Source organism: Candidatus Methanoplasma cognatum (assembly GCA_009777615.1).
In the GTDB taxonomy this organism is placed as follows: Archaea; Thermoplasmatota; Thermoplasmata; order Methanomassiliicoccales; family Methanomethylophilaceae; genus Methanoplasma; species Methanoplasma cognatum.
This window is the reverse complement of the sequence record WRLM01000007.1, coordinates 40,107-62,545: the sequence shown is the minus strand read 5'-3', so window position 1 is coordinate 62,545 and position 22,439 is coordinate 40,107. Positions and strand designations below refer to the sequence as shown.

At 52.3% G+C, this 22,439-nt stretch carries 24 protein-coding genes; 13 read left to right on the top strand and 11 right to left on the bottom strand.

What is annotated here, in order from left to right; translation table 11 throughout:
* Positions 1-297 precede the first annotated feature (297 nt).
* Positions 298-1,137, top strand: coding sequence for a tetratricopeptide repeat protein (locus FWG96_07450; GenBank protein MCL2033082.1), 840 nt, complete (start codon positions 298-300; stop codon positions 1,135-1,137).
* Here FWG96_07450 and FWG96_07445 read toward each other — a convergent pair whose 3' ends face one another.
* The 4 genes from FWG96_07445 to nadA form a co-directional block, all read right to left on the bottom strand.
* Positions 1,138-2,631: a TrkH family potassium uptake protein gene (locus tag FWG96_07445; GenBank protein MCL2033081.1), complete on the bottom strand. Its 1,494-nt coding sequence runs from the start codon at positions 2,629-2,631 to the stop codon at positions 1,138-1,140.
* Between the two features lie 36 nt (positions 2,632-2,667).
* Complete coding sequence (locus FWG96_07440) at positions 2,668-4,011, bottom strand: NAD-binding protein (GenBank protein MCL2033080.1); 1,344 nt, start codon at positions 4,009-4,011, stop codon at positions 2,668-2,670.
* A 114-nt stretch (positions 4,012-4,125) separates the two neighbouring features.
* Complete coding sequence (locus tag FWG96_07435; protein ID MCL2033079.1) at positions 4,126-4,806, bottom strand: peroxiredoxin; 681 nt, start codon at positions 4,804-4,806, stop codon at positions 4,126-4,128.
* Between the two features lie 135 nt (positions 4,807-4,941).
* Positions 4,942-5,841 (bottom strand): quinolinate synthase NadA, encoded by a 900-nt coding sequence (gene nadA / locus FWG96_07430; protein ID MCL2033078.1) that lies wholly within the window; start codon positions 5,839-5,841, stop codon positions 4,942-4,944.
* Positions 5,842-5,894: 53 nt separating this feature from the next.
* On the opposite strand from nadA, the gene FWG96_07425 reads away from it, so the two are divergent.
* Positions 5,895-6,275, top strand: coding sequence for a dihydroneopterin aldolase family protein (locus tag FWG96_07425; GenBank protein ID MCL2033077.1), 381 nt, complete (start codon positions 5,895-5,897; stop codon positions 6,273-6,275).
* A 27-nt stretch (positions 6,276-6,302) separates the two neighbouring features.
* On the opposite strand, the gene FWG96_07420 is transcribed toward FWG96_07425, so the two are convergent.
* Positions 6,303-7,286: a Fic family protein gene (locus FWG96_07420; protein MCL2033076.1), complete on the bottom strand. Its 984-nt coding sequence runs from the start codon at positions 7,284-7,286 to the stop codon at positions 6,303-6,305.
* Positions 7,287-7,583: 297 nt separating this feature from the next.
* Here FWG96_07420 and FWG96_07415 point away from each other — a divergent pair, with 297 nt between their 5' ends.
* The 4 genes from FWG96_07415 (at position 7,584) to FWG96_07400 (ending at position 10,081) form a co-directional block, all read left to right on the top strand.
* A complete protein-coding gene (locus tag FWG96_07415) occupies positions 7,584-7,847 on the top strand; it encodes a DNA-3-methyladenine glycosylase I (GenBank protein ID MCL2033075.1) in 264 nt (87 codons plus the stop codon).
* Positions 7,829-8,164, top strand: a complete 336-nt coding sequence (locus FWG96_07410) for a DNA-3-methyladenine glycosylase I (GenBank protein MCL2033074.1) — start codon at positions 7,829-7,831, stop codon at positions 8,162-8,164. The genes FWG96_07415 and FWG96_07410 overlap by 19 nt, the downstream gene beginning before the upstream one ends.
* A gap of 253 nt (positions 8,165-8,417) precedes the next feature.
* The gene (locus FWG96_07405; protein MCL2033073.1) at positions 8,418-8,963 is read left to right on the top strand and encodes an NTPase; all 546 of its coding nucleotides are present in this window, start codon (positions 8,418-8,420) and stop codon (positions 8,961-8,963) included.
* On the top strand, positions 8,963-10,081 hold the full coding sequence (locus FWG96_07400) for a tRNA (guanine(26)-N(2))-dimethyltransferase (GenBank protein MCL2033072.1): 1,119 nt from the start codon (positions 8,963-8,965) through the stop codon (positions 10,079-10,081). Before FWG96_07405 ends, FWG96_07400 begins: the two co-directional genes overlap by 1 nt.
* Before the next feature lie 70 nt (positions 10,082-10,151).
* Here the strand turns inward: FWG96_07400 and FWG96_07395 are convergent, their stop codons facing one another.
* Entirely contained in the window at positions 10,152-10,802 is a 651-nt protein-coding gene (locus FWG96_07395; protein ID MCL2033071.1) for an HAD family hydrolase, read from the bottom strand.
* A 186-nt stretch (positions 10,803-10,988) separates the two neighbouring features.
* Between FWG96_07395 and FWG96_07390 the strand changes: the two genes are divergently transcribed.
* From FWG96_07390 to FWG96_07370, 5 genes are all read left to right on the top strand, one after another.
* Positions 10,989-11,486 carry a hypothetical protein gene (locus tag FWG96_07390; protein MCL2033070.1) on the top strand — a complete coding sequence of 166 codons (498 nt, stop codon included), beginning with the start codon at positions 10,989-10,991 and terminating at the stop codon, positions 11,484-11,486.
* Positions 11,487-11,506: 20 nt separating this feature from the next.
* Complete coding sequence (locus FWG96_07385) at positions 11,507-12,415, top strand: DUF1266 domain-containing protein (GenBank protein ID MCL2033069.1); 909 nt, start codon at positions 11,507-11,509, stop codon at positions 12,413-12,415.
* Positions 12,416-12,448: 33 nt separating this feature from the next.
* Positions 12,449-14,047, top strand: coding sequence for an ankyrin repeat domain-containing protein (locus FWG96_07380; GenBank protein MCL2033068.1), 1,599 nt, complete (start codon positions 12,449-12,451; stop codon positions 14,045-14,047).
* Positions 14,048-14,057: 10 nt separating this feature from the next.
* Positions 14,058-15,026 carry an ankyrin repeat domain-containing protein gene (locus tag FWG96_07375; protein ID MCL2033067.1) on the top strand — a complete coding sequence of 323 codons (969 nt, stop codon included), beginning with the start codon at positions 14,058-14,060 and terminating at the stop codon, positions 15,024-15,026.
* 310 nt (positions 15,027-15,336) lie between these two features.
* A complete protein-coding gene (locus tag FWG96_07370; protein MCL2033066.1) occupies positions 15,337-16,641 on the top strand; it encodes an adenylosuccinate synthase in 1,305 nt (434 codons plus the stop codon).
* A gap of 1 nt (position 16,642) precedes the next feature.
* Here the strand turns inward: FWG96_07370 and FWG96_07365 are convergent, their stop codons facing one another.
* Genes FWG96_07365 through FWG96_07355 form a run of 3 tightly spaced genes read right to left on the bottom strand, consistent with a single transcriptional unit; the run spans position 16,643 to position 18,607 of the window.
* Positions 16,643-17,911 (bottom strand): UbiD family decarboxylase, encoded by a 1,269-nt coding sequence (locus FWG96_07365; GenBank protein MCL2033065.1) that lies wholly within the window; start codon positions 17,909-17,911, stop codon positions 16,643-16,645.
* A 50-nt stretch (positions 17,912-17,961) separates the two neighbouring features.
* On the bottom strand, positions 17,962-18,324 hold the full coding sequence (locus FWG96_07360; GenBank protein ID MCL2033064.1) for a DUF86 domain-containing protein: 363 nt from the start codon (positions 18,322-18,324) through the stop codon (positions 17,962-17,964).
* A complete protein-coding gene (locus tag FWG96_07355; protein ID MCL2033063.1) occupies positions 18,296-18,607 on the bottom strand; it encodes a nucleotidyltransferase domain-containing protein in 312 nt (103 codons plus the stop codon). The genes FWG96_07360 and FWG96_07355 overlap by 29 nt, the downstream gene beginning before the upstream one ends.
* A 157-nt stretch (positions 18,608-18,764) precedes the next feature.
* On the opposite strand from FWG96_07355, the gene FWG96_07350 reads away from it, so the two are divergent.
* Positions 18,765-20,450: a glutamate--tRNA ligase gene (locus tag FWG96_07350; protein MCL2033062.1), complete on the top strand. Its 1,686-nt coding sequence runs from the start codon at positions 18,765-18,767 to the stop codon at positions 20,448-20,450.
* Here the strand turns inward: FWG96_07350 and FWG96_07345 are convergent, their stop codons facing one another.
* Positions 20,451-21,116, bottom strand: a complete 666-nt coding sequence (locus tag FWG96_07345) for a metal-dependent transcriptional regulator (GenBank protein ID MCL2033061.1) — start codon at positions 21,114-21,116, stop codon at positions 20,451-20,453.
* A 280-nt stretch (positions 21,117-21,396) separates the two neighbouring features.
* Complete coding sequence (locus FWG96_07340) at positions 21,397-21,882, bottom strand: flavodoxin family protein (GenBank protein MCL2033060.1); 486 nt, start codon at positions 21,880-21,882, stop codon at positions 21,397-21,399.
* Between the two features lie 149 nt (positions 21,883-22,031).
* Between FWG96_07340 and FWG96_07335 the strand changes: the two genes are divergently transcribed.
* Positions 22,032-22,418 (top strand): helix-turn-helix transcriptional regulator, encoded by a 387-nt coding sequence (locus tag FWG96_07335; protein ID MCL2033059.1) that lies wholly within the window; start codon positions 22,032-22,034, stop codon positions 22,416-22,418.
* The last annotated feature ends 21 nt before the right edge of the window (positions 22,419-22,439 follow it).

Below are 22,439 nucleotides of genomic sequence, written 5' to 3'. Positions count from 1 at the left end.
GCGGACTATAGGGCCGCTCGGGCTGTTGGTTACGTTATCACCTCCTGCCAGATGGTCCCGGTTCGCCGTCTATGCGGAAGACACCGAACCGGGCTTCCCATCCAACGGCAAAGAAGCAAACTCCTGCACGATTATATACGTCTTTACAAGGGGTCTCCGATTTTTCCGAAAGTGAGTATAAGCGGAAAGACGGCGCTTTCTTCCCCTCGCCCCCGCTTAGATCATCCCACGGTCGCCTGGAATGGAAATGGCTGCCAAGCCTCAATCTTTATCTTTATTAAGAAGATATAAGCGCAGATGGACAAAGATAAGGTATTGAAGGAGATACAATCCAACATAAGGGCAGGGAACGCACGTCTGGTGTCTGAGCAGGTCATGGAGCTGGCGAACTGTTTCTCGGATGACCCCTTCACACTGCTGACATGTTCGTCGCTTCTGAAGGTCATAGAGGACGAAAAGGGCGCGAGGAATATCGCGGCGATCATCCCCGACAAGGTGAAGGAAAGGGATGGATTGGAGGCCGCAAAAGGCCTCCTTGGAATAGGATTCCCCGCAGAGGCGGAGAAGATACTTTCCGGCATCGAAGAAAACGCCGAAGTTATCAGAGAAAGGATGCGCGCACTTTATGAAATGCAGAGATATTCGGAATCCTCGGCGCTCTATGGGAAACTGACAGACCCGACATTAGACGATTCGGTCGTGATGATCGGAGCGGTATCCGCAAACAAAGAGCACGACCTCGCCGTGGGATTGGCAAAAGACCTTCTAGCGGAAGCGCCCTACGATCTGAACGTACAGAAGTGCTGCTGCGCGGCGCTGATGGCGGCGGGGAGGTCCAAAGAGGCGGAGAGGCTCGTCAAAGATAACCTGAAGAAGGACAAGTCATCCCCGGATGCCAATGCTCTCGCGTCCTATTTCATGTGGATAATGGGACGGACGGCAAGCGCCGCCGCATTCGCGTCCAAGGCCGTCAAGGACGATCCGGACAACACGATGGCGATGGAGATATTCGCTTACTGTCTGATAGAGAAGGGGAAGGTACAGGAAGCAAAGATCGTCGCAGGCGCGATCAATGAGAAAGAGCCGGGCAATCCCGCTGTCGTCAGAATACTCGATATGTGCAGGACTTCGGACTGATCAGTTCTTTTTGCCCTTCATATTATGCAGGCCGGCCCTCATGTCGGACAGCAGGTCCCTCCAGAGCGTTCTTGTGAACAGCAGCAGGGCCATAACGACCTCCAGGCGTCCGACCCACATCATGAATGAGAGGAATATCTTCGACGCGCCGTTCAGTTCCTGCAGCGCGATGTCGCCAGTGTTTATGCCTGTGTTGCTTATCGCCGAGATGGACAGCCCTATCGATTCGGATATGCTTATCCCGGGTTCGGATACCAGCAGGAATATCATCGAGGTTATGACCGCCAGGATGAACATCATTATGACGACCATAGCCGACACCACCGTATCCCCGCCCACGGAATGGCCGTCCATCCTGACATCCCTGACAGAACGGGGGTGGAACATCTTGTACACACCGTTCGCGATGTACGACCTGAGTATCAGCAGCCTGTAGATCTTGATCCCGCCGGATGTCGAGCCGGACATCGATCCGAAAAGCATTACCATCCACATCACAACATAAGCGGCAAGAGGCCAGACCGAGGGGTCGGCGACAGCGTACCCGGTCGTTGTTCCCATCGACACCACAGTGAAAAGAGTTTCCCAGGCGGCGGCTCCGACGTTCACCGCGAATAAGTCTTCCGCCGCTATCAGGACCATCGCTAATATTATCACCGTCGCGGTGAGGAACCACACAACGGTCCAAATGAACTCCTGGCTCTTTCTGTATGCGGAGAATTCCCTCTTGTTCAGGGCGCGGTAGTGCAGGTAGAAATTCGTTCCGCCCAGGAACATGAAAGCCAGCACGATCACCTGTGCTGCGAAGGAATAATCGGCCATGCTTTGCCCCGCAGACATGAAGCCTCCTGTAGATATGGTGGAGAATGTCATCGTGACCGCTTCAAAGTGTTCCGCTCCGCTGACCATAAGCAGTACGATCTCTACGATCGAAAGGAGGACATATATCGAAACAAAATTCCTGGCCGCGCTCTTTATCCTCATGGAGAAGTTGTACGTATCAGAGCCGGCGAACTCGCTGTTCACGAAAGCCTTGCCCCCTATGCCCATCATCGGTATCAGGAACAGGAATATCAGGACCACCGCCAGGCCCCCCGCCCATTGCGTGAACGATCTCCAGAAGAGTATACTGTGCGGGAGGTCGGCATCCGCCATGACGGAGGCGCCTGTGGTCGTGAACCCGCTGACGCCTTCGAAAAGAGAATCGATGAAAGAGAAGCCGTAGAGATAGAACGGTACGGAGCTCACAAGGAAGGCTATCGCCCACGCGACGGACATCATCATCATGCCGCTGGCCGGCCTCAGCGCGTCCCCGCTTTTGAAGAATGTGTATTGAAACACGCCGAACACCAGAAGTATCGGGATCGGGTAAACGAATATTGCCGCATCCTCTCCGTACAGCAAAGCTATGATCAGAGGTATGAGCAGGGTGACGCCAAGCGCGACCTCGACGCCGCCGAGCATCTTGACGGAGCTGCTTTCCCATCTGGCCATGTTATTTATGCGGACGCGCAGCGTCTGGAACATGTCTCATAACTCCAGCGGCGTGTTGTGCCCGAACAGTCTGGACAGGTCAGCCGGGTTGGCCATGTGAGTGAAGAGAAGCACTTTGTCCCCTTCTCTGAACACTGTGTTCATCCGGGGGTAGATCATAACATCCCCTCTCCTGATGGCCGCGATCCTTGTTCCGTCCGGCATGTTGATGTCTCCGAGGCGGCTCTCGATAAGAGCGGACCGTTCGCCGATCGTCACGCTGAAGAAGAACTCGCTGTCCCTCTCGACAGCCAGGATCGCATTCTCGTCGAATATCAGGTTCTTAGTGATCTCGTTGTATATCACGCGGTGATACCCGATTATAGATTCGATCCCCGCGTACAGGAATATCTTTTCATATTCCCGGTCGGAATACTTCGATATTATCTTCCTGATGCCCAATCTCAGGCCCGCTATGCACGCGAGCAGGTTGCGCTCATCTATCGAGGACGCCGCTATCACGACATCCGCTCTTTGAACATTCTCGGACCTCAGGACGGACGGATCTATGAAGTCCCCGCTCACGACCGCTATGTCCTCCAGCTCTCTTGCGGCATTTCTGCTAAGCGTCTCATCGTTCTCGATTATCTTGACGATCCTTCTTTTATTCCCCTGGGCGAGTCTCCTTGCCGCCTCCATCCCGACGGTGCTTGCGCCCAGGATCACGAATTCCTTCGCCTCTTTTTCGATCCCGATCAATTTATTGAACGCGACGATGGATTCAGGGGAACCGAGCACCCTTATCCTGTCCCCCGCATGTATCTCGGCGGTCTCGTTGTTGAGTATGACGCTGTCTCCGCGGTATACGGCCATTACGTTGCAGTCCGCCGGCATTTCGATTTCCAGAACGACCTTTCCGACAAGGTTGTGGCCGTCCCCTATCCTGAAGGTCGCAAGGTCAATATCCATGCTGGATATATGATCATAAGCGATGGCGTTCTCAAGGACCGCCAGCTTCTCTATTTTTTCAGCTGTTATGAGTTCTGGCGAGATCAGAAGGTCGACCCCTTCCTTAGATGTCTTGATCATAAAATCCGGGTCCCTGAGACACGCCACCGCCTTTATGGTGGGTTTTATGCGTTTGGCCATCAGACAGATGAAGAGGTTGTGGGCGTCGTCCGGTATCGCCGATAGGATTATGTCGGCGTCGATCCTTTTTATCGCGGCCTCTATTACCTTTGGGTTGCTTCCGTCCTCGTGAAGCACGGATGCGCTCAGCAGCGCTTTTGCATTCTCAGCCTTTGAAGCGTCCTTTTCCACTATCAAAACGTCATGGACTTTGGAAAGCGCCTCCGCAGAAGTGAAACCGACGTTACCGGCCCCGATGATCACTACCTTCATAGCAATGCCTGGTCTAACCCTACGTATCAGGGAGATTAAAGATTTACCGCTTTAATGCAACAGAAAGGAAAATTCAGAAGAAAAAGTAAAGCCGCCGTAAGGCGGCAGGTTTGTTCAGGATTCTTTGTTGAAGCACAAGAACCAATCGAGGCAGTACTGGTCGCCTCCCTTCATTTCGGCCCTCTCTTTCGCCAGACCCAAGGATTTGGGCGGAGGTACGATGGTGTCATCTCCGGGTTTCCAGTCCGCCGGGGTGGCGCACTTGTCCTTATCCGCTTTCTGAAGGGCGGTCACGACTCTTTTGATCTCGTCGAAGTTCCTTCCCGTGCTCAGCGGGTAGTAGAGGATCAGCCTGATAACTCCGTTCGGGTCTATTATGAAGACCGCTCTGACAGCCTGCGTGTTGGACTGCCCGGGCATGATCATCCCGAACTTGTTCGCCACTTTCATGGAAATGTCTTCGATCAGATGGAACTGCACATCGACTTTTTTCATTCCTTTCCATTCCAGTTCTTTGATCCTTCTCAGCCACGCGATGTGTGCTGTTATGGAGTCCACGGAAAGCCCTACGAGTTCGGTGTTGATGTCTGAAAGCTCTTTTGCTCTGTAAGCAAAAGTCATGAATTCGGTGGTACAGACGGGAGTGAAGTCCGCAGGATGGGAGAAGAAAACGACCCATTTACCTTTGAAGTCCTGGGGGAATTTAATGTTGCCCTGGGTAGTGACCGCTTCGAACTCCGGACATTTGTCCCCTATAAGGGGCATACGCAATATTGTTTCATTTTCACAAGTCATTTGATGAAACCTCCTTTTCACCGCTGAACAATCGTCTGGAGGGATTATATAATTAACTGACTGACATCTCCCTTCCGATTTCAGCGGCCCCGTGCAGAAGCAGACCGCCAGTCATCGAGGCGGCCGGGGGCGCCGTCAGACCAGTTCGATCATCTTCATGACCGCGTTCCTTGCGCCTTCGATGATATCCTTGCTGAGGATGACCTCTCCAGTGCCTTTTTCCAGCGAATTCAGAACAGACTCAGGCGTTATCATCTTCATAGTGGTGCATACCGCATGTTCGTAGAAGTGGAACGTCTTTTCCGGGTTCTCCTTCTCAAGGCGGTATCTCATCCCTATCTCCGTCAGGACGATGAATTCCTTCTTTTCCGAGGACTTTGATACTTTGATCATCGATTCAGTGGATCCCACATGGTCCGCGAGTGCCAGCACTTCCCCCCTGCATTCCGGGTGGGCCATGACGAAAGCGTTCGGATGTTCGTTTTTGAGTTCCAACAACCGGGAAGAGGTGATGCCGTGGTGTATCGGGCAGAACCCGTTCCAGGTCGCGACCGGGATACCCGTCTCGGCAGCCGCGTAGGCCCCGAGGTTCGCATCCGGCACCAGAAGCACATCCTTCCCTCTGAGGGACTCTGTCACCTTGACGACGTTGGACGAAGTGCAGCAGATATCCATCTCTTTTTTTGACTCTGCGGTGCTGTTCACATACCCTATGATGACGCAGCCGGGGTGCGCTTTTCTGTATTTTTTCAACTGTTCTCCGGTACACATGGCCGCCATGGCGCAGTGAGCGTCCGGCTCTGGCACGAGGACGGTCTTTTCGGGACTGAGTATCTTCGCGGTCTCCCCCATGAAGGTCACGCCGCAGAATACGATGATGTCGGCGGACGTTCTAGATGCCTCAATGGAGAGTCCAAGGGAATCTCCCACAAAATCGGCTAGGTCCTGTACTTCCTTTGAAGTGTAATTGTGGGCGAGAATGACCGCGTTCTTCTCTTTTTTCAATTGCCGTATCCTCTCTTCCGCAGAGACCATGCTCAGAGGTAATCCGCACATCCTTTAAATCTTGTGTACATTACGAAGACGAAATGACGGAAAACCGAGAAGAACTTGCGGCAAAGAAGTTCAAGTGTTCCACCAAAGAGCGGGCCTTGTTCGAAGCGGGCATCAAGATGGGAACGATCTACCACCAGTTCGCCGGCGTGCCTTTGGACCAGGACAGCGTCGAGGCGCTGGAAGACGCCATAGAGAAAGGAGTACTGGTCCAACCGTACGTCGAGAGCATAAAGGTCAGGATAGACAGGAGCATCTTTGGTCCGAAGAAGGATGAGTACTCCTATCATTCGCTGTCCGGGGAGATGCTTGATGTTGTTTTGGTGATAAAGATCGATGACGTTAGGGTAAAAGCGGAGATGAGATATGACCCTATGCTGAAGTACCCCCTCATGTACATCTCCGACTCCGGCTGAAGCCGACGGCCGGGTATGCGTCTTAGTTCATTTCCTGAAATACATTTGGTTTCTGCTTGTCGGCTTGTCCGGTTCGGTCATGGATACAAGCCCCGCCTCGATCGCCGGTTTCAGATAGTTGTCGTACAATGCTTTGCGCGATTTCAGATCCAGGCGTTCCATCAGCTCCGCCGCGCTCGCAGAATCATTTCCCAGCGCTTTCAGGAGATTGCGCACCCTTGTACTGATGCGGCTGATATGTCTCTCCGCATCGGAGGCGACGGCGTTCACGGCGTCCAGTATAGCTTTCAGCATGTATACTATGAAATCATTTGAACTGCCCGCTCTTGTAGAACTCGCTATCGCGTCGTAATAATCAGACTGTCGCTCGCGGATGATGCTCTCGACCGGTATCCATGCGAACACCGGCATCCAGTTCACTAAAATGGCCGTCTGCCACAGCCTCCCCATCCTTCCGTTGCCGTCGCGGAAGGGATGGATGAATTCGAATTCATAGTGAAAGACGCTTGACTTTATTAGCTCATCCGCATCCGATGTATTAAGCCACTCGAAGAGGTCGTTCATAAGACCGGGCACCATGCTGTGTCCGGGAGCTGCATGAACGACACTCCCGTCGCCCGCGAACACACCCACATCGACAGAGCGAAACCTGCCGCTTTCTTCGACAAGACCGTTCATCATTACCTTATGCGTTCGTAACAGGTCTTTGATATCGAAAGGATCGATATTCTCCAGTTCTTTGTAGGCTGCAAATGCGTTCTTGACCTCAAGTATCTCCTTCGGAGGCCCGATCACCCGTCTTCCATCGATGATATCTGATACCTGTTCTATCGTCAGTGAGTTGTTCTCTATCGCAAGCGATGAATGGATCGACCGTATGCGGCCGGTCTTGCGCAGTCTGGGGAGTTTCTCCAGATCCTCTGCGCCGCGGATGCCGCCTAACGCTGCCGCTATATCTTTGACCAGACGCATCATCTCATTAGTAAGGGTGAACGGAGGATCCTTTCCCATTGCGGCGCTCCCTGTTGTCTATCAATTATGGAAATCGTTTTTATTTAAATATCTTATGTATTATCTTATGTATGATCTTGTATACTTTTCATACATATGATATTTTTCCATCGTACTCCTGCTGTTTGGGTCAGAACAGATTCTGCCACAGACCATAGGTATTATCTTATGTATTATCTTAGGTATTTTTCATATACAAGGAGGGTCCGGATCGTTTCGGCAACGGCCGGAGGCCTCGCGGAAGGAAGAAATAATATGGAACGGGGCGGATACTTAACATGATCATAGGAGAGACATATGAGCGAAAGGATCAGATGCGTCTGGGCGGGAAGCGCCCCGGAATATGAGGATTATCATGACAGCGAATGGGGGCGTCCGGTGCATGATGATGTCAAACTGTTCGAGATGCTGACCCCGGAATGTATGCAGGCAGGGCTTTCGTGGAGGACCGTGCTCAGAAAAAGAGAAGCGTTCAGGGAAGCTTTCGACGGATTCGACCCGAAGAAAGTGGCCCTTTATGACGATAAAAAATTCAGGAACTCATGGCGAATAAGGGAATAATAAGAAACCGCCAGAAGATAGATTCAACCGTGAACAATGCCAAGGCCATTCTGGAAGTCAAAGAAAAATACGGAAGCTTCGATAAATTGATCTGGGAATATGTCGGCAACGAACCCGTCACAGGTCACTGGAAAAGTATCTGGGACATGCCTCCGACCACTCCGCTCTCCGACAATATAAGCAAAGATCTTAAAAAAATGGGTTTCAGATTCGTCGGCTCGACCGTCATCTATTCATTCATGCAGGCCGTAGGCATGGTCAACGACCACGTCGCGGAATGTTTTGTTTATGAGGAGTTGACGGGGAGCAGCCAATGAGGAAAACCCATCGGTAATCGGGCGAACCTATATGCCAGGCCGTCTAAAGCGCACATAGCGAAGTCTCAGAGCATGGCGCCGTATGGCTGCCGTGCCGAAGGATTGTCCCTCTCGAGGAAAGGAACAGTCTTCGAACATAATAGGGTCTGAGTTCATATGTTCGAGCAATATCAGAGCTTTGAACCCAGCGGTAAGGTCCTGTATTATTTATAGTCCTTAACCCATACAGGATATTCTGGCATGGGGTTTTGGAATGATCAGTGACATCAAAATAGGCATCACGGGCCTTCCCGGTTCTGGGAAGACATACGCCCTTATCAGGGTGATAGAGATGCTGAAGGATTATGACCTGATCATAGGCGGTATGATCGACGAACCCCTCACCGACGGAAAGCGGAAGATCGGGTTCTCGGTAAGGAACATCCTGACAGGGGAAACACAGGTCTTTGCCAGCGCCGATATAGAAAGCAAGATAATGATAGGCAAGATCGGAGTGGATCTGGCTAAGTTCGAGCAGGTGGGGATAGCCGCCATCAAGACCGCCTGCGAAAAATGCGATATCATTGTGATAGACGAAGTGGGCAAAGTAGAGGTAGAGAGCCAGGCGTTCATAGACGCGGTGAAGGAAGCTCTGGATGTCGACAAGCCGATGATACTGACCCTTCACAAAAAATCAAGGAATCCGCTTCTGCAGGACATAAGGAGAAGGGATGACGTGAGGGTCCTCGAAGTGACCCCAACCAACAGGAACATCCTTCCGTACAAGATCCTGCGCCTTATGAACGGTGAAAATGTCTGATGCCGCCGGGTGTTGAGATAAAAGAGGGCGGGACAAGACTGCTTGTTCCGGAGATCCATTCGCTCCGCGGGCCCGGAACAAGGACCGCCGACGTTTTCTTCAACGAACAAATGGCGTTCGGAAGGGACATAACCATAATGCTTCTGAGGGCTTTGCAGAGGAACGCCATTTCGGTCGCCGACGCGATGAGTGCAACTGGCTCCCGCGGGGTCAGGATCGCGAACGAGGTCGAGAACACTTTTGTGACAGCCAACGACGCAGACCCGAAGGCCATCCCTTACATAGAACATAATATCGCGCTGAACTCGCTTTCCAACTGCACTGCATCGAACAGGGACCTGCATGTGCTTTTCTCGGAATCCTCTTTTGATTATGTGGACATCGATCCGTTCGGATCCCCGGTGCATTTCATTCAGCCAGCCATAAAAGGATGCAGAAAAAAAGGAATAATCGCCATAACGGCTACGGACACGGCGCCGCTGGCGGGAGCACAGGTAGGTAAATGCAGAAGAAGATATCAATCAGAGCCCATAAGAGGATATATGTGCCATGAAGGCGGGCTTCGCATCCTCATGTGCTCCCTGGCAAAGGAATTGGCCAAATTCGACAGAGGTATGAAGCCCCTTCTTTCTTTCTATGCGGATCATTACTTCAGGACATATGTTCAGGTCGAAGAGGGCGCGGCTGCCACCGACCGTTCCCTCGGACAGATAGGATTCATGCATTACGATCCCGATACGCTTGAGAGGTCTGTCTCCGAAAACAGGGACTCAAAGCACAACAAGGGACCCTTTTGGCTCGGCCCGCTGCACGATAAGCCGCTTCTCTCAAGAATGGAGGTCCGTGATCTGGAGAAAGAAAGACGATGCGTGAAGATGCTGAACCTTTGGAGGAACGAGCTTGACGATGAACCCTTCCTTTATGACGTGAGCGAGCTGTCTTCCTTCACGAAGATGTCCCCGCCGAGAATGGAAGTCCTCATGGAAGCTTTGAACCGGGCCGGAAAAGCGGCCCCTTCGCACATGAGTCCCACTTCTTTCAAAACGGAACTGAGCACAAAAGAAGTGATATCCATTTACAAAACGACCAGCCCCGACGGCCCTGATAACAGTTTGTGAGAAAAGTATCTTGGGAATCGAGACAGGTGAAGAATGAAGCACGTTCCCCGCCGCTGCTTTAATTCAGAATTCATTCCGACAGGATCGTATCGCATAATTCGCTCGGCGAATCGACTACCGCCGTTGCCTGCGCTTCTTTGAGCTCGCGGCGCGAACCATAGCCCCACGTGACGCCGATGCTGTCGATCCCCGCTTCTCTTGCACCGATTATGTCATGTTCGCGATCGCCTATCATGACGGATGATCCCTTTCGTTCAGGATCAATGATATCGAGGGCATATTCTATGAGCTCTGATTTACGGACGCGTGTGCCGTCAAGTTCGCTCCCCGCGATGAGGACGAAATATCCTTCGATCTTGAAATGCCTGGCGACCCTTTCGGCGTAAACGGTCGGTTTCGATGTGACGATCGCCATGGTCATGCGGGCGCCCTTCAATATATCCAACGCCTCGACCACGCCTTCATAAATAGTGTTCTCGAAGATGCCTTTTTTGGAATAATATTCGCGGTATTTGTTGACAGCGGCCTCGGTATCCTTCTCCGAAAGGTTGCAGTACTCGCGGAAAGAATCGCGAAGCGGCGGACCTATGAATTTTTTCAACTCGTCGAAGTCCGTCACCCCGATCCCGAAGTGTTCCAGCGCATAGCTGACCGATCGTGTTATGCCGGCCCCGGAGTCCGTCAGGGTTCCGTCCAGATCGAATAAGCAGATGTCTTTCATATCGCGTCATCCCAGTTCATCTTTATCAGCCACTCTGTTCTTCAAAGCTCTTTCAGGCGGAAGCACAAATGCATACGCACTTTTGGGGAAAAGATAGGAAAAGCATATATTTGTTTTTGACAGCACAGAAAGAACGTTCTGAAATGCGCCGTGGGTTTTTAATACGGCCGTAGTCTATATATCGTAGTGAGCTTCAATACAAACCCACAAACGGCACCCGCCGGGAAGCGCGGCGAGGACGGGATATCCTTTGCGATCAAATGTCTGCGGCAGGGCCGGAGCGCTCAGGCGTTCCTGATCCTGTCGGAGCCCGGCGCGGAAAAAGCGCCCGAAGCACGTTTTGCTCTGGGGCTGTGTCATTTTCTGTCCGGGGACGTCTCCGCTGCGATATCTTGTTTCGAGCAGACGCTGAACCTGCTCAAAGGCAGGTCGGCCGCTAAACGTAATATGAACGAGAGCAGCGAAACGTACATCCGGCTTACGGAAGAGCAGATCAAGGAAAAAATATACCTCACCCCCATGGATGCGGATTTCTTCGACCATTTCCCCGAAGCCGCCGAGCAGGCGGTCCTGCTGGCAACCATAGACGCCTATCTTCAAAAGGGGATGGCTGAACAGGCAAAACGGCTTTCGTCAGGGCTGATCGGCCCCGCATTCGAGGAATACAAAAAGAAGCTTCAATGATAGAATAAGAGGGTATGAAAATGGCAAACAACAGTAAGGACCCGATCCAGACGGCGGCGGAGATTCAAGCGCGCATGATGCAGTTGCAGACGGAATACATGCAGAATCCAACTCCGGAGAACCTGGCCAAAATGCAGGAGGAAACACAGAGGCTGATGGCAGAGTTGTACTCCTCCAGCGACATGGAGGCGCTCACGTCGAACGCCGCAGAGGCACTGGCGGAAGCCTTCGAAGAAGAAGGCGGCTACATGGACGATGAGGAACTGGAGGAGTTCATTGCGGAACATACTCCTCCTCCGGAGAAAGCGAAATACCTGCCGATAGGGGCGGTCCTGATAATGACCAACGTCGAGCCCTGCGAAACGCTGGCGATGACCGATGACGACAAGGAATCCTATGCATATAGCCTAAAAGAATGGTGGGGCATCAAGAACCGCAACGGCGCCATGGAAAAGATCGAATGGCTTCTCGGGGATGGACACTCCGCTAGATATCAGCCGGAGTTCGAGTTACTGCAGCAGAACGGGATCGACGCCTACAGGGCCCTGAAACGCAAGACCTCCATGGACGAGGAGTCCTTGGAATGCTACGAAGCTGCCGCAGAGGGAGTGGTGGATATCCTGGAGCTGCCGGAAAGCATGGTCACAGGGTGCAAGACGATCCGCGCATGGGACCTGGACCGCGTCGGTCTCCTCGCCCGCATATGCACGCACGTAGGCTATATCAAAGAGGACGAGGCGTGGGAATACATGAAAAGGGCGGCGGCGCAGATCAAACCGCTGTTCAAGACATGGGATGAGTATGTTGTATCAGTGCTCCTTGGCCGCGCTATCGCTCTTGGTGTCCATCAGGAGCCGTTCATATGCGCACTGGAGTTGCTGACCGAAAAGAGGGCGTTCCTGGATAAGTACCCCATCAGCAATCTTTGAACATCGGAATAAAGACGTCAGGAAAGTGCCGGTATGTACGCAGAGGTCAAGAGAAAATATGAGAGAGAGGGCCGCGAGGCGGCACTTGAGGGATACAGAAAAGCGATCGCAGAGAACAAGGACGAGAACCTGCTGAATGAACTGGCCTTCCTCGCCGCCGACTTTGCCCACACCGAAGCCCTGAAGTTACTGTTCGAGGCCGGAGTGTCGCCGGCGGCAACGGACAAATACGCACACACGCTCCTGCACCATCTGGCCATGTGTAACGAAAGCAGACACATCCCAAAACAGGCTGGAACGGTCGCGGAGGCGACGGCATTCCTGCTGGACAGCAAAGTCAGCGCCCTGCGCAAGGATGAGAACAGAGGCATGCTGTGCTACCACTACGCCGCCGAGAATGGGACGGCCGAATTCGTAGAGGTGATGGCGGAACGCGGGGTCAAACTGAACATGGGGGACAAAGAAGGTCTCACGGGCATACACATCGCCTGCGGAAGCGGCGCTGGCGTCAAGAGCGCTATACTTGACGTCGGATACAAGGAAAGGGACCTGGAGAATGCTCAAAGGGAATATGATAAAAGAGTCAGCCGCATGAAGGAGCAGAACAAGACCGACGAGGAGATCGCCGAGGACATCAACAAATGGATGCCGAACACACCGGAGAAAGCGAAGCTTAAACTCGAGGCCGCGGTCCAGCATCTTGAGGATTATTTCCGCGTGGTCAAGGCCTTCGTCACAGGCGGTGTGGAGATCGATGAAAAAATGCTGGAGCTGGCCGTGGAGAACGGCGCCAAGAAGATCGCCGCATATCTGTCAGGCACTCTGAGCGACGATGACGACGGTTCCGCCATAACGGCAGGCGGAATGACCCTCCATCAGGCGGCCGAGAAAGGGGACGCCGAAGCGATCAAAGCCATCGCACTGACGGGCGCGGACCTCAACGGTCTGAAGGATGAAGAGGAATACAAGCTGGGAGGACGCACCCCCCTCGCGGTCGCCTGTTCATTCCTGAAAGTAAACGCTGTCGACGCACTGCTATCATGCGGTGCGGACCCGTCCTTCAAAGACGGCCGCGGTATGACAGCCGCGGCATATATGGGCAGCAAAGCCACGGTCAACTCGGCCGTATTCGAGGAAAAGCTCATCCCCAGGATCATTAAAAGCATGATATCGACGGGAATGGACATCAACATGCTGGTCGACGATAAAGGAAACACTCTGCTTGTCCGCTGGTGCGCGGCCGACCGCGGAAGCTACCATAACCGGAGCAGCGTGAAGAAGGACATGCTGAATGAGATCATGAGATACGGCGCGGACATAAATATCCCCAACCTCTCCGGCGAGACCGCCCTGATGCACGCCTGTGCCGGCGATTTCGATACAATGGAGAACATACAAATGGTCTTTCTTGAACAGGGCGCGGATGTGGCCGCCGCCGACAGGAACGGCGACACGGCCCTGCACCACGCCGTCCGCAATGATGACAAACACGGCGCCAAGGTGCTCAGCGAGATGCTTCTGGAGTTCGGCGCAGACGCAAAAGCGATAAACAACTCTAAAAAGACAGCGCTCGATATCGCAGTCGAACGGAACAATGAGCCGCTGGTAAAACTTCTTCTGAGCAAGATGTGAGGTATAGGACATGGATGACATATTCTTGAACGCCTGCAAGAACGGGCAGAAAGGTATAGTGGAAGCCTTTGTAAAAAAAGGCGGGATCAATTACAATAAACGCGACCAGGCAGGATGCACCGCACTGTTCTATGCCTGCATGAAAGGCGCGCGCGACATAGTGAAGATACTGATAGACAACGGCGCGGACGTCAGTCTTGCCAACAACGAAAGCATCGCTCCGCTACACGCTGTATCCAAGAGCGGCAACAAGGAGATCATGAAACTTCTTATCGATTCTGGAGCGGACGTCAACTTCACAGACAAATACGGCAAATCACCGCTGATATACACTCTCCAGGAGAACCGCACCGAGGCGGCCAAATACCTGATCTCTCTGGGTGCGGACATATCCGTTAAAGACAACGAAGGGCATACGGCGCTGGACTATGCCACCGCCCACGGCCTGCGGGATATAATCCCTCTGCTCAGCAGCATGGGGGACAGCAAGGATTCTTCGGGCAACACACCCCTCCATCAGGCAACACACAACGGCCAGAGCGAGGTGGTGTCCGCGCTGATAAAGGCGGGAGCGGATCTGAACGCTATCAACAACGACGGCGAATCTCCCCTTGTCGTAGCGGCGATGCGCGGGAATCTGCATGTCGCGCGCCTGCTGCTCGATGCCGGCGCGGATGCGAACCTTCGCCTGCTGAACGGCAACACCCCGCTGCACTATGCGGCGGCGGGCGGCAATAAATTCCTGGGGCAGGCTCTAATCGATAAAGGAGCGGACATTAACTTCCAGAACGAGGCGGGCGAATCTCCGCTCATCGTAGCCGCTATGCGGGGGCAGAATGATTTCTCCGCGCTGCTCATCGATAAAGGAGCGGACATAAACGCGGTCGATAATCAGGAACACAGCGCTTTGCACTATGCTTCCGGAGGAGGATTCACAGAGATCGTCGAGCGGCTGGTGACCGCCGGGGCGGTGAACTGAACCGCAAGGTCAGTTTTCCCGCATCTCCGGCATGGTCGCATGAATGATGCAAATAATTTAAAAAAAGGATACCGGCTAAGTAAATGGCTAGCCGATTCCTATATCACAACACAAGAGTTTCAAGAAAAAACGTCGAAGGCCGGATCAGGGTATGAGTTCATCTACGGGTCCAAACTTGATTCCGCCCCATGATCTGGGAAACCCCCAATAGTGATCGCGGCAGGTATTGAAAATAAGGCCCGATGGGCGGTTTGACAAGGGATAACAATCTTTATAGCGCAAAAGAGGTTGGAGAGCAACAGGTGCGATTTTGCCGAGTCTCGCGATCATTGGAGCCCAGTGGGGCGATGAGGGTAAGGGGAAAATAACTGATTATCTCGATGAGACCGCCGACCTCATCGTGCGTTTCCAAGGGGGGAACAACGCCGGGCATACTATAAAGGTCGGGGACAAGGTGTTCAAACTGCACGGCCTGCCGTCCGGCGTGGTGAGGGAAGGCAACCTTGCGATCATAGGGAACGGAACGGTGGTGAATGTGGAAGATCTTCTTGAAGAGATGGACCAGGTCGTAAAGGCCGGAGGTTCTCTGGAAGGATTAAAGATATCGGACAGAGCCCACCTGATCATGAACTACCACAAAAAACTGGACGGCGCCGAAGAGAAGTACCGGGGCAGCAACGTCGTCGGAACGACCAAGAAAGGCATAGGTCCCGCTTATCAGGATAAGGCCGCGAGGATAGGCATACGCGCCGGAGATCTTTTGGAAGATGACCTGTTGAAAGAAAAGATCGATTTCAATCTGCCTCTGAAGAAAGACCTCATGGCAATGTTTGAGGCGGAACCCTGCGGATGTGACTGCGATATGCTTTGCGGTAAGATGAAAGGATGGAAAGAGAGGATCGGCAGATACATCTGCGATACATCCGTCCTTATCAACGAGGCTCTGGACAACGGGAAGAAGGTCCTTTTCGAAGGCGCGCAGGGAGCAATGCTGGATATAGACCACGGAACTTATCCGTATGTGACGTCGTCATCTACCTGCGGCGGCGGGATATGCGCCGGAGCAGGGGTAGCACCGAACCGTATCGAGAAGGTAGTGGGTTGTTTGAAGGCGTACACAACGCGCGTCGGAGCGGGGCCGTTCGTCTCCGAAATGTTCGGAAAAGAGGCAGACGCTTTGCAGAAAAAAGGCGGAGAGTTCGGAGTGACTACCGGGAGAGGGAGGAGATGCGGATGGCTGGACCTCGTGGTCGCCGAGCATGCGTCGAGGATGTGCGGGTTTACTTCATTTGCGATAACCAAATTGGATGTTCTCAATGACTATGAGGATCTGAAAATATGCGTGGCGTATGAGATCGACGGAAAAGAAACAAAATATTTTCCAGCGTCGATATCGAAGCTTGAAAGGGCTAAGCCCGTATACAGGACAATGAAAGGATGGAAAGACTGGAGCGACACGGCGTCCGTCGTCAGAGGAGGATACGACGCCCTTCCGGATGAGATGAAAGCTTACATAGCATTCATCGAGAAGCACCTGAAGACCCCGGCCGACCTTATAAGCATCGGTCCGGACAGGAATGATACGATAGACAGGAAAACGGACTGGTGGACCTGATTTATTTCCGGCCGATCCTGGCCTTTTCAAAGTATTTCCTGTCCTTCCCCAGAGGTATCGTGGCGTCGTAGCCTACTTTGTAAGTTGTCACTTCTATACTTGGGTCAAGGGATGATCCCGCTGCGCCGGGTATCGTCACGATCCTGTCGCCCTGCATCCTTGTGGCGACCGCCCATTCCACCTCCCTATCATCGAATATGTCGATATCGTCATCCACCACTATGACCTGCTTCATAGACGGGTGGCCTGTGAACGCCGCAAGTATCGCGTTCACGCCGTCGCCTTCTTTGTTCTTTGTGATCGATACCACACCGTTGAGCCAGCAGCATCCTCCTTCGGTCAGTCTGACACCTTTGACCCTCGGAACTGCCTGCCTTACGGTCTTCAATATCATCGGTTCGCGGGGAAGTCCCATCAGCAGGAAATGATCGTTTCCTCCGGGAAGGAGAAGATGGAATATGGGGTCTCTGCAAGACCATATTTTGTCGATCTTGATCACCGGCTGCTCCCTGATGACGTCATAAGTGCCGGTGATATCGACGAACGGGCCTTCTGGGGTTGTTTCGAGAGTGATCCTTCCTTCAAAGACATAATCTGAGGAAGAGGGGACAAGCAGCCCGTTATTGCATCTTCCGACATCAAGTGGTCTGCCGTGGCCTTTTTTGAACATGGAAGATGCGACCTTCAGCTCATCCGCGCCGTAATCTATCGACAAAGCGGCTGCGAGCAGGACCTCTGCCGGTAGCCCTATGCAGATGGAGATACCGAGCTCCTTCCCGTCCTTTTTGGCTTCGTTATATAATGTGAACAGATGTCTGGGAACAAGTCTCACGGCAAGCCTGTTCTTGTCCATGACCATCATCCTGTGGAAAGATATGTTCTTTTTTCCTTTGTATTCCGCTACTATAACTCCGGCCGTGATGTAGCGGCCGCCGTCCTCTGGATAATATTTAGGGATGGGGAGCGAGGTCAGATCTACCTCAACTGATTTGACCATGAATTCAGGGCTTTTTACTTCTCTGACATCACAGGGAGAATCGATAGCAGAAAGAATGTGCTCGACAATCTTATCCGGAGAGATATTCATGGCGTCGGCAACCTTTTTCCTCGTCGAGAAAATGTTCCCTGCCGCCGGCTTTCCGTTCACGTTTTCAAAGAGCACCGTTTTATCCTGATCCTTGAGCAGGATCTCAGTTATCTTTGTTGAATCGGGATCTGTATTCTCTTTCACAGAACAGACATTTTCTCCCAGAAAGTCCCTGAGTGACATGTTCCACCGTAGGCTATTCACACATATATTATTAGCCCGAAAGCAATCCTTTAAGATAGGCCGCTCAGAATGGACCGACACACGTCTCTCAAAGATGGGATCTTGTTTAATACAGTGAGCCGCACCCGAGAGATATCAATGTTGGAGTAGTTATGTGCGATGAAATCTCGCATGCCTGCCGCATTCTTCCAGTCAATATCAGGATATTTATTTTTAGTCTCATAAGAGAGTCGTTTTACGTGTTCACCGATCTGCTCCAGGGAGAAAACGCAACCGTATTGAAGCGAGAGATTGTCACAGAACTCTGCTTCTTCTGAGCCGTAAAGTTCAATAAAATGCTCTATGTCATCACAATATTTGAGAATAATGCGCAGGTTTTCTATGTCACGCTTCAAAAACGATCTTTCTGTCATGCAGTATCTCCTCCATTAAGGATGGCCTTTTCATTGCGTTATCTTCGCATACAATATCGACCTTGGTCCCGAGGGCCTCTTTCAGATCATATAAAAACCCCCCTATGTCAAAAAGGTCGTATGTCTCTGGAACTACGATGCAGAAATCAAAATCACTGTCTTTGCCATTATCTCCTCTGGCTCTGGATCCGAACAGATATACGCGGATGATGCCGTGCTCTATGGCTATAGGCGCAACTATGTTCCGCAGGTCTTCAAAGGAGATTTCTTTGTAGGCATCCATTGTATCCACGGTACCGTATCTCGCAGACAACCTTTAATGATTATGTTAAAAGGATTATGCAAAAAACCACAAAAAATAAAAATCGTTTTTTATAGGAATAAAAGCCCGGATCAAAACTCAGTGAACAGCATAAATATGTGAAGCAGAATGTGCAATCATGTCGGACGACCACACCGAGGCGATCATAAAAAAATATGCACTGCAGAATGCCGTGTTCTTCAAAGGCACCGCAAACCCAAAAGCAGTCGTAGGAAAAATACTCGGCGAGAATCCCCAATACAGGAACAGAGTGGGAGAGATCACCCCTCTGATAGAAACGATAGTGTCCGACGTCAACAAGATGTCTCCCGATGAACAGGTCAAAGCGCTTGAAGGGATCGACCCCTCGCTGCTTTCCAAAGAGAAGAAAGAGAGGGTCTATCTGCTACCAGAGTTGAAAAATGCCGTCGAAGGCAAGGTCGTTATGAGGATCGCCCCCGGGCCGTCAGGGCCTCTGCACATAGGGCACACACGCGTTTCCATACTGAATGATGAGTATGTGAAAAGATACGGCGGCAGGCTGATAGCCAGATATGAGGATACGAACCCCGAGAAGATCGATGCGGACGCATACGACATGATACCCGAAGACCTCGATTGGTTGGGCGTCAAAGTACACGAGAGCATGACCCAATCGGACAGATTCGGCATATACTATGATCATACGAGGAAATTAATGGAGATGGGCGAGGCGTATGTCTGCACATGCGACGGGGACGACTGGAGAAAAATGAAGGAAGAGCAGAAAGAATGCCCCTGCCGCAGCCTTCCCGTCAATATACAGCTGGAAAGATACGACAAGCTCCTTGGCGGAGAGTACGGGGAGGGAGAAGCGGTCGCGGTTGTTAAGACAGACATCGCCCACCCGAACCCTGCGGTAAGGGACTTCGTCGCCCTCAGGGTGGTCGATCACCCGCATCCGAGGACAGGCGACAAATACCGCGCATATCCGATGATGAACCTGTCCGTCGCGATAGATGATCATCTTATGGGCATAACGCATGTGGTCCGCGGGAAGGACCATCTCAACAACACCATGAGACAGGAATATATCTTTGGCTATTTCGGGTGGAAGAAACCCGAATACTATCACTACGGGCTGGTGAACATTCCCGACACGGTCCTCAAAACGTCATTGATCAAAGAGAGCATAAGGTCCGGAGAGTACGGCGGGTGGGATGACGTCAGGACCGGGACCGTGAGGGCGATAAGAAGGAGAGGGATAAGGCCGGAAGCGATAAGGAGATATTGGGTCGAGAGCGGGATCAAATCCGTTGACATACAGTTTTCCTGGGATAATCTGTACGGGATGAACCGCGACATCATAGATGATGTTTCCAACAGGTACTTCTTCACCGCAGATCCGGTAAGATATGACATAGAAGGCGTCGATGCGATCGAGGGAAAGGCGCCCCTCCACCCCGATCATCCGGAGAGGGGATGCCGCGAGTATCATATTGACGGAAGCAGGACAGTTTTCATATCTTCGGAGGATTCAAAGATATTCGCCGATAAAGGGCAGATAAGGCTGAAAGACCTCTGCAACCTCGAGTACGGCACCCCTGCAAAATATGCGGGCAACGACCTAGCTGTGCTGAAGAAAGGCGTGAAGGCCGTTCAGTGGGCAGGAAGGGACAGCATCAGGACGGAGCTGCTCATGCCCGACGGCAGTATAATGACAGGTCTTACGGAGGACTCCGTCTTAAAAGAAAAAGGCGGCACAGTACAGTTCGAGCGCATAGGCTTCGTCAGACTTGAAAATGTGAACAGAGATATGATAAAGGCTGTGTTCGCGCACCGCTGATCATCCGTTTGTGTCTATGAAGACAGAGGACGCAAGGTCCCTGTTCAGCGCTACCACTGAGTTCCCCACATTGACTATGGTCGTGCTGTCTCCGGGGGAGATAGCATCCAAGGTGAGTTCGCGCCCCGGCACGAACCCCATCATGATAAGTTTCTTTATGACTCCCGAATCGCTATTTTTCAGATGAGAGATGACGCCGTGCCCTCCCGGACTCAGATCGGACAGCGACGTTGTGATATTGATCCCTTCGGAAGACGCCGCTTTGCAGGGGGCGGAGCAGATCTGACAATCGATGTCTACGCTCGTCCCCATCATCTGGCACATTTTGATGGCTGACTCGTCAGACAGAGCATGCTCCATCCTGCACGCTTCTTTGTGCGCGGTGGCGCGGTCGACGTTCAGGACGTTTATAAGAAAATTCTCAATGACGTGGTGTTTCTTCCTGACGAGCCTGGCGTACGATAATCCTTCCTCGGTGAGCCGAACGCCGTGGTATCTCTCATACTCTACAAGACCTTCGTTCGCGAGGACCTTCAACATCTCGGTCACGCTTGCGGGGGAAACGCTCATGAAAGCTGCCAGCTCCGTGGTCTTCGTGGCATTCTCCCCCTCCGTGAGCCTGAGTATGTTGATGAGGTAATCTTCGCGGTTCCCCGTTGTCATCATTGCGGTATCGGTCGAAAGATAGATAAACATTAGGAATTTGGCTGCTGGCGGTGCGGTCCGCAAGGATAAGCGCCGGAGAGGACGCGCTATTCAGACCCACCGTGACAGATTTGGCTTCAAAAAACAGCGGAAAGAGTAGAGGCTGTCACCCGCGCCGAATACACTTTGGCTGAAGCTGGGTTTTGATCTCTGTAGGGTAAAAGAATCTGAAAGCCCTCGGAAACTCTTCTTTCTGCCAACAATAAAAAGGGCTGTCTCGCCGTAAGGCGAGACTTTAGGATCAGAATTTCTTCCCGATGGCCTTGGCCTCTTCGAGTATGGCGGCGTTCTTTGAGGCGGTGTCCGGAGGATTCGCGCCGGTGAGAACTATCTTGCCAACGGGTACGAACTTGAACATTCCCGCCATCGACCCCTCTATCTTGTCAGCCATCGCCTTGGCGCCGTCGGCGCCTCCCCCGCAGCTTACGACGACCGCAAGTTTCTTTCCGGATCCGATGTTGGGTACGAAATCAGGTCCGAGGAAGCTGTAGAACCTGTCCTGGAAGAGCCTGAACTGTCCGTTAGCCTCTCCGAAGTAGGTGGGAGTCGACAGGATCACTCCTTCGGCGTCCCTCATAGCTTTCAATATCTCGGCGTGGTCGTCATGTATGACGCATGCTCCGGACGATTTGCACCCCATGCAGGCCTGGCAGCCTTTTGCGTTGGAAAGAGAGTTGAGATTATACGTCTTCACTTCTTTGCCGTTCTCTTTTGCTCCTTCTACCATTGCTTCCACAATCGTGCTCGTGTTCCCCTTTTTTCTGGGGCTTGCTACTACTGCGACTATTGTTATTTAATCACCACTAACAAAATGATAGTAACAGTATATAATGGTTGTTAGTTATAAATAAATATCTTGACCGCGTAGCCGTTATCATGGAAAACAGACCGCGCGGACCGAGGATAGATTGCGCCGTGGACGCTGCTATGGCAGTTATCGGAGGGAAGTGGAAGGCCACCATCCTGTGCAAGCTTCACATGAAGGGCCCTCTGCGTTTCAATCAGCTCCTGAAGGAACTTGAGGCAGTCTCCCCAAGGATCCTCACCAAACAGCTGAGGGAAATGGAAGACGACGGGCTGGTCGTAAGGACGGTCAAAGCGGAGGTGCCCGTTTGCGTCGAATATTCTATTTCAGAAAGAGGAAGGACCCTGGTCCCGGCGCTGAGGATCCTCGCTGCGTGGGGCAACGAGAACATGTTCCGGTGCAATGTTTGTTTCGACGAAGGGTTGGTGATTCCTGTAGCGGATCCCCACACATCGTGATGCGCGTCAGCCGGTGCCCGT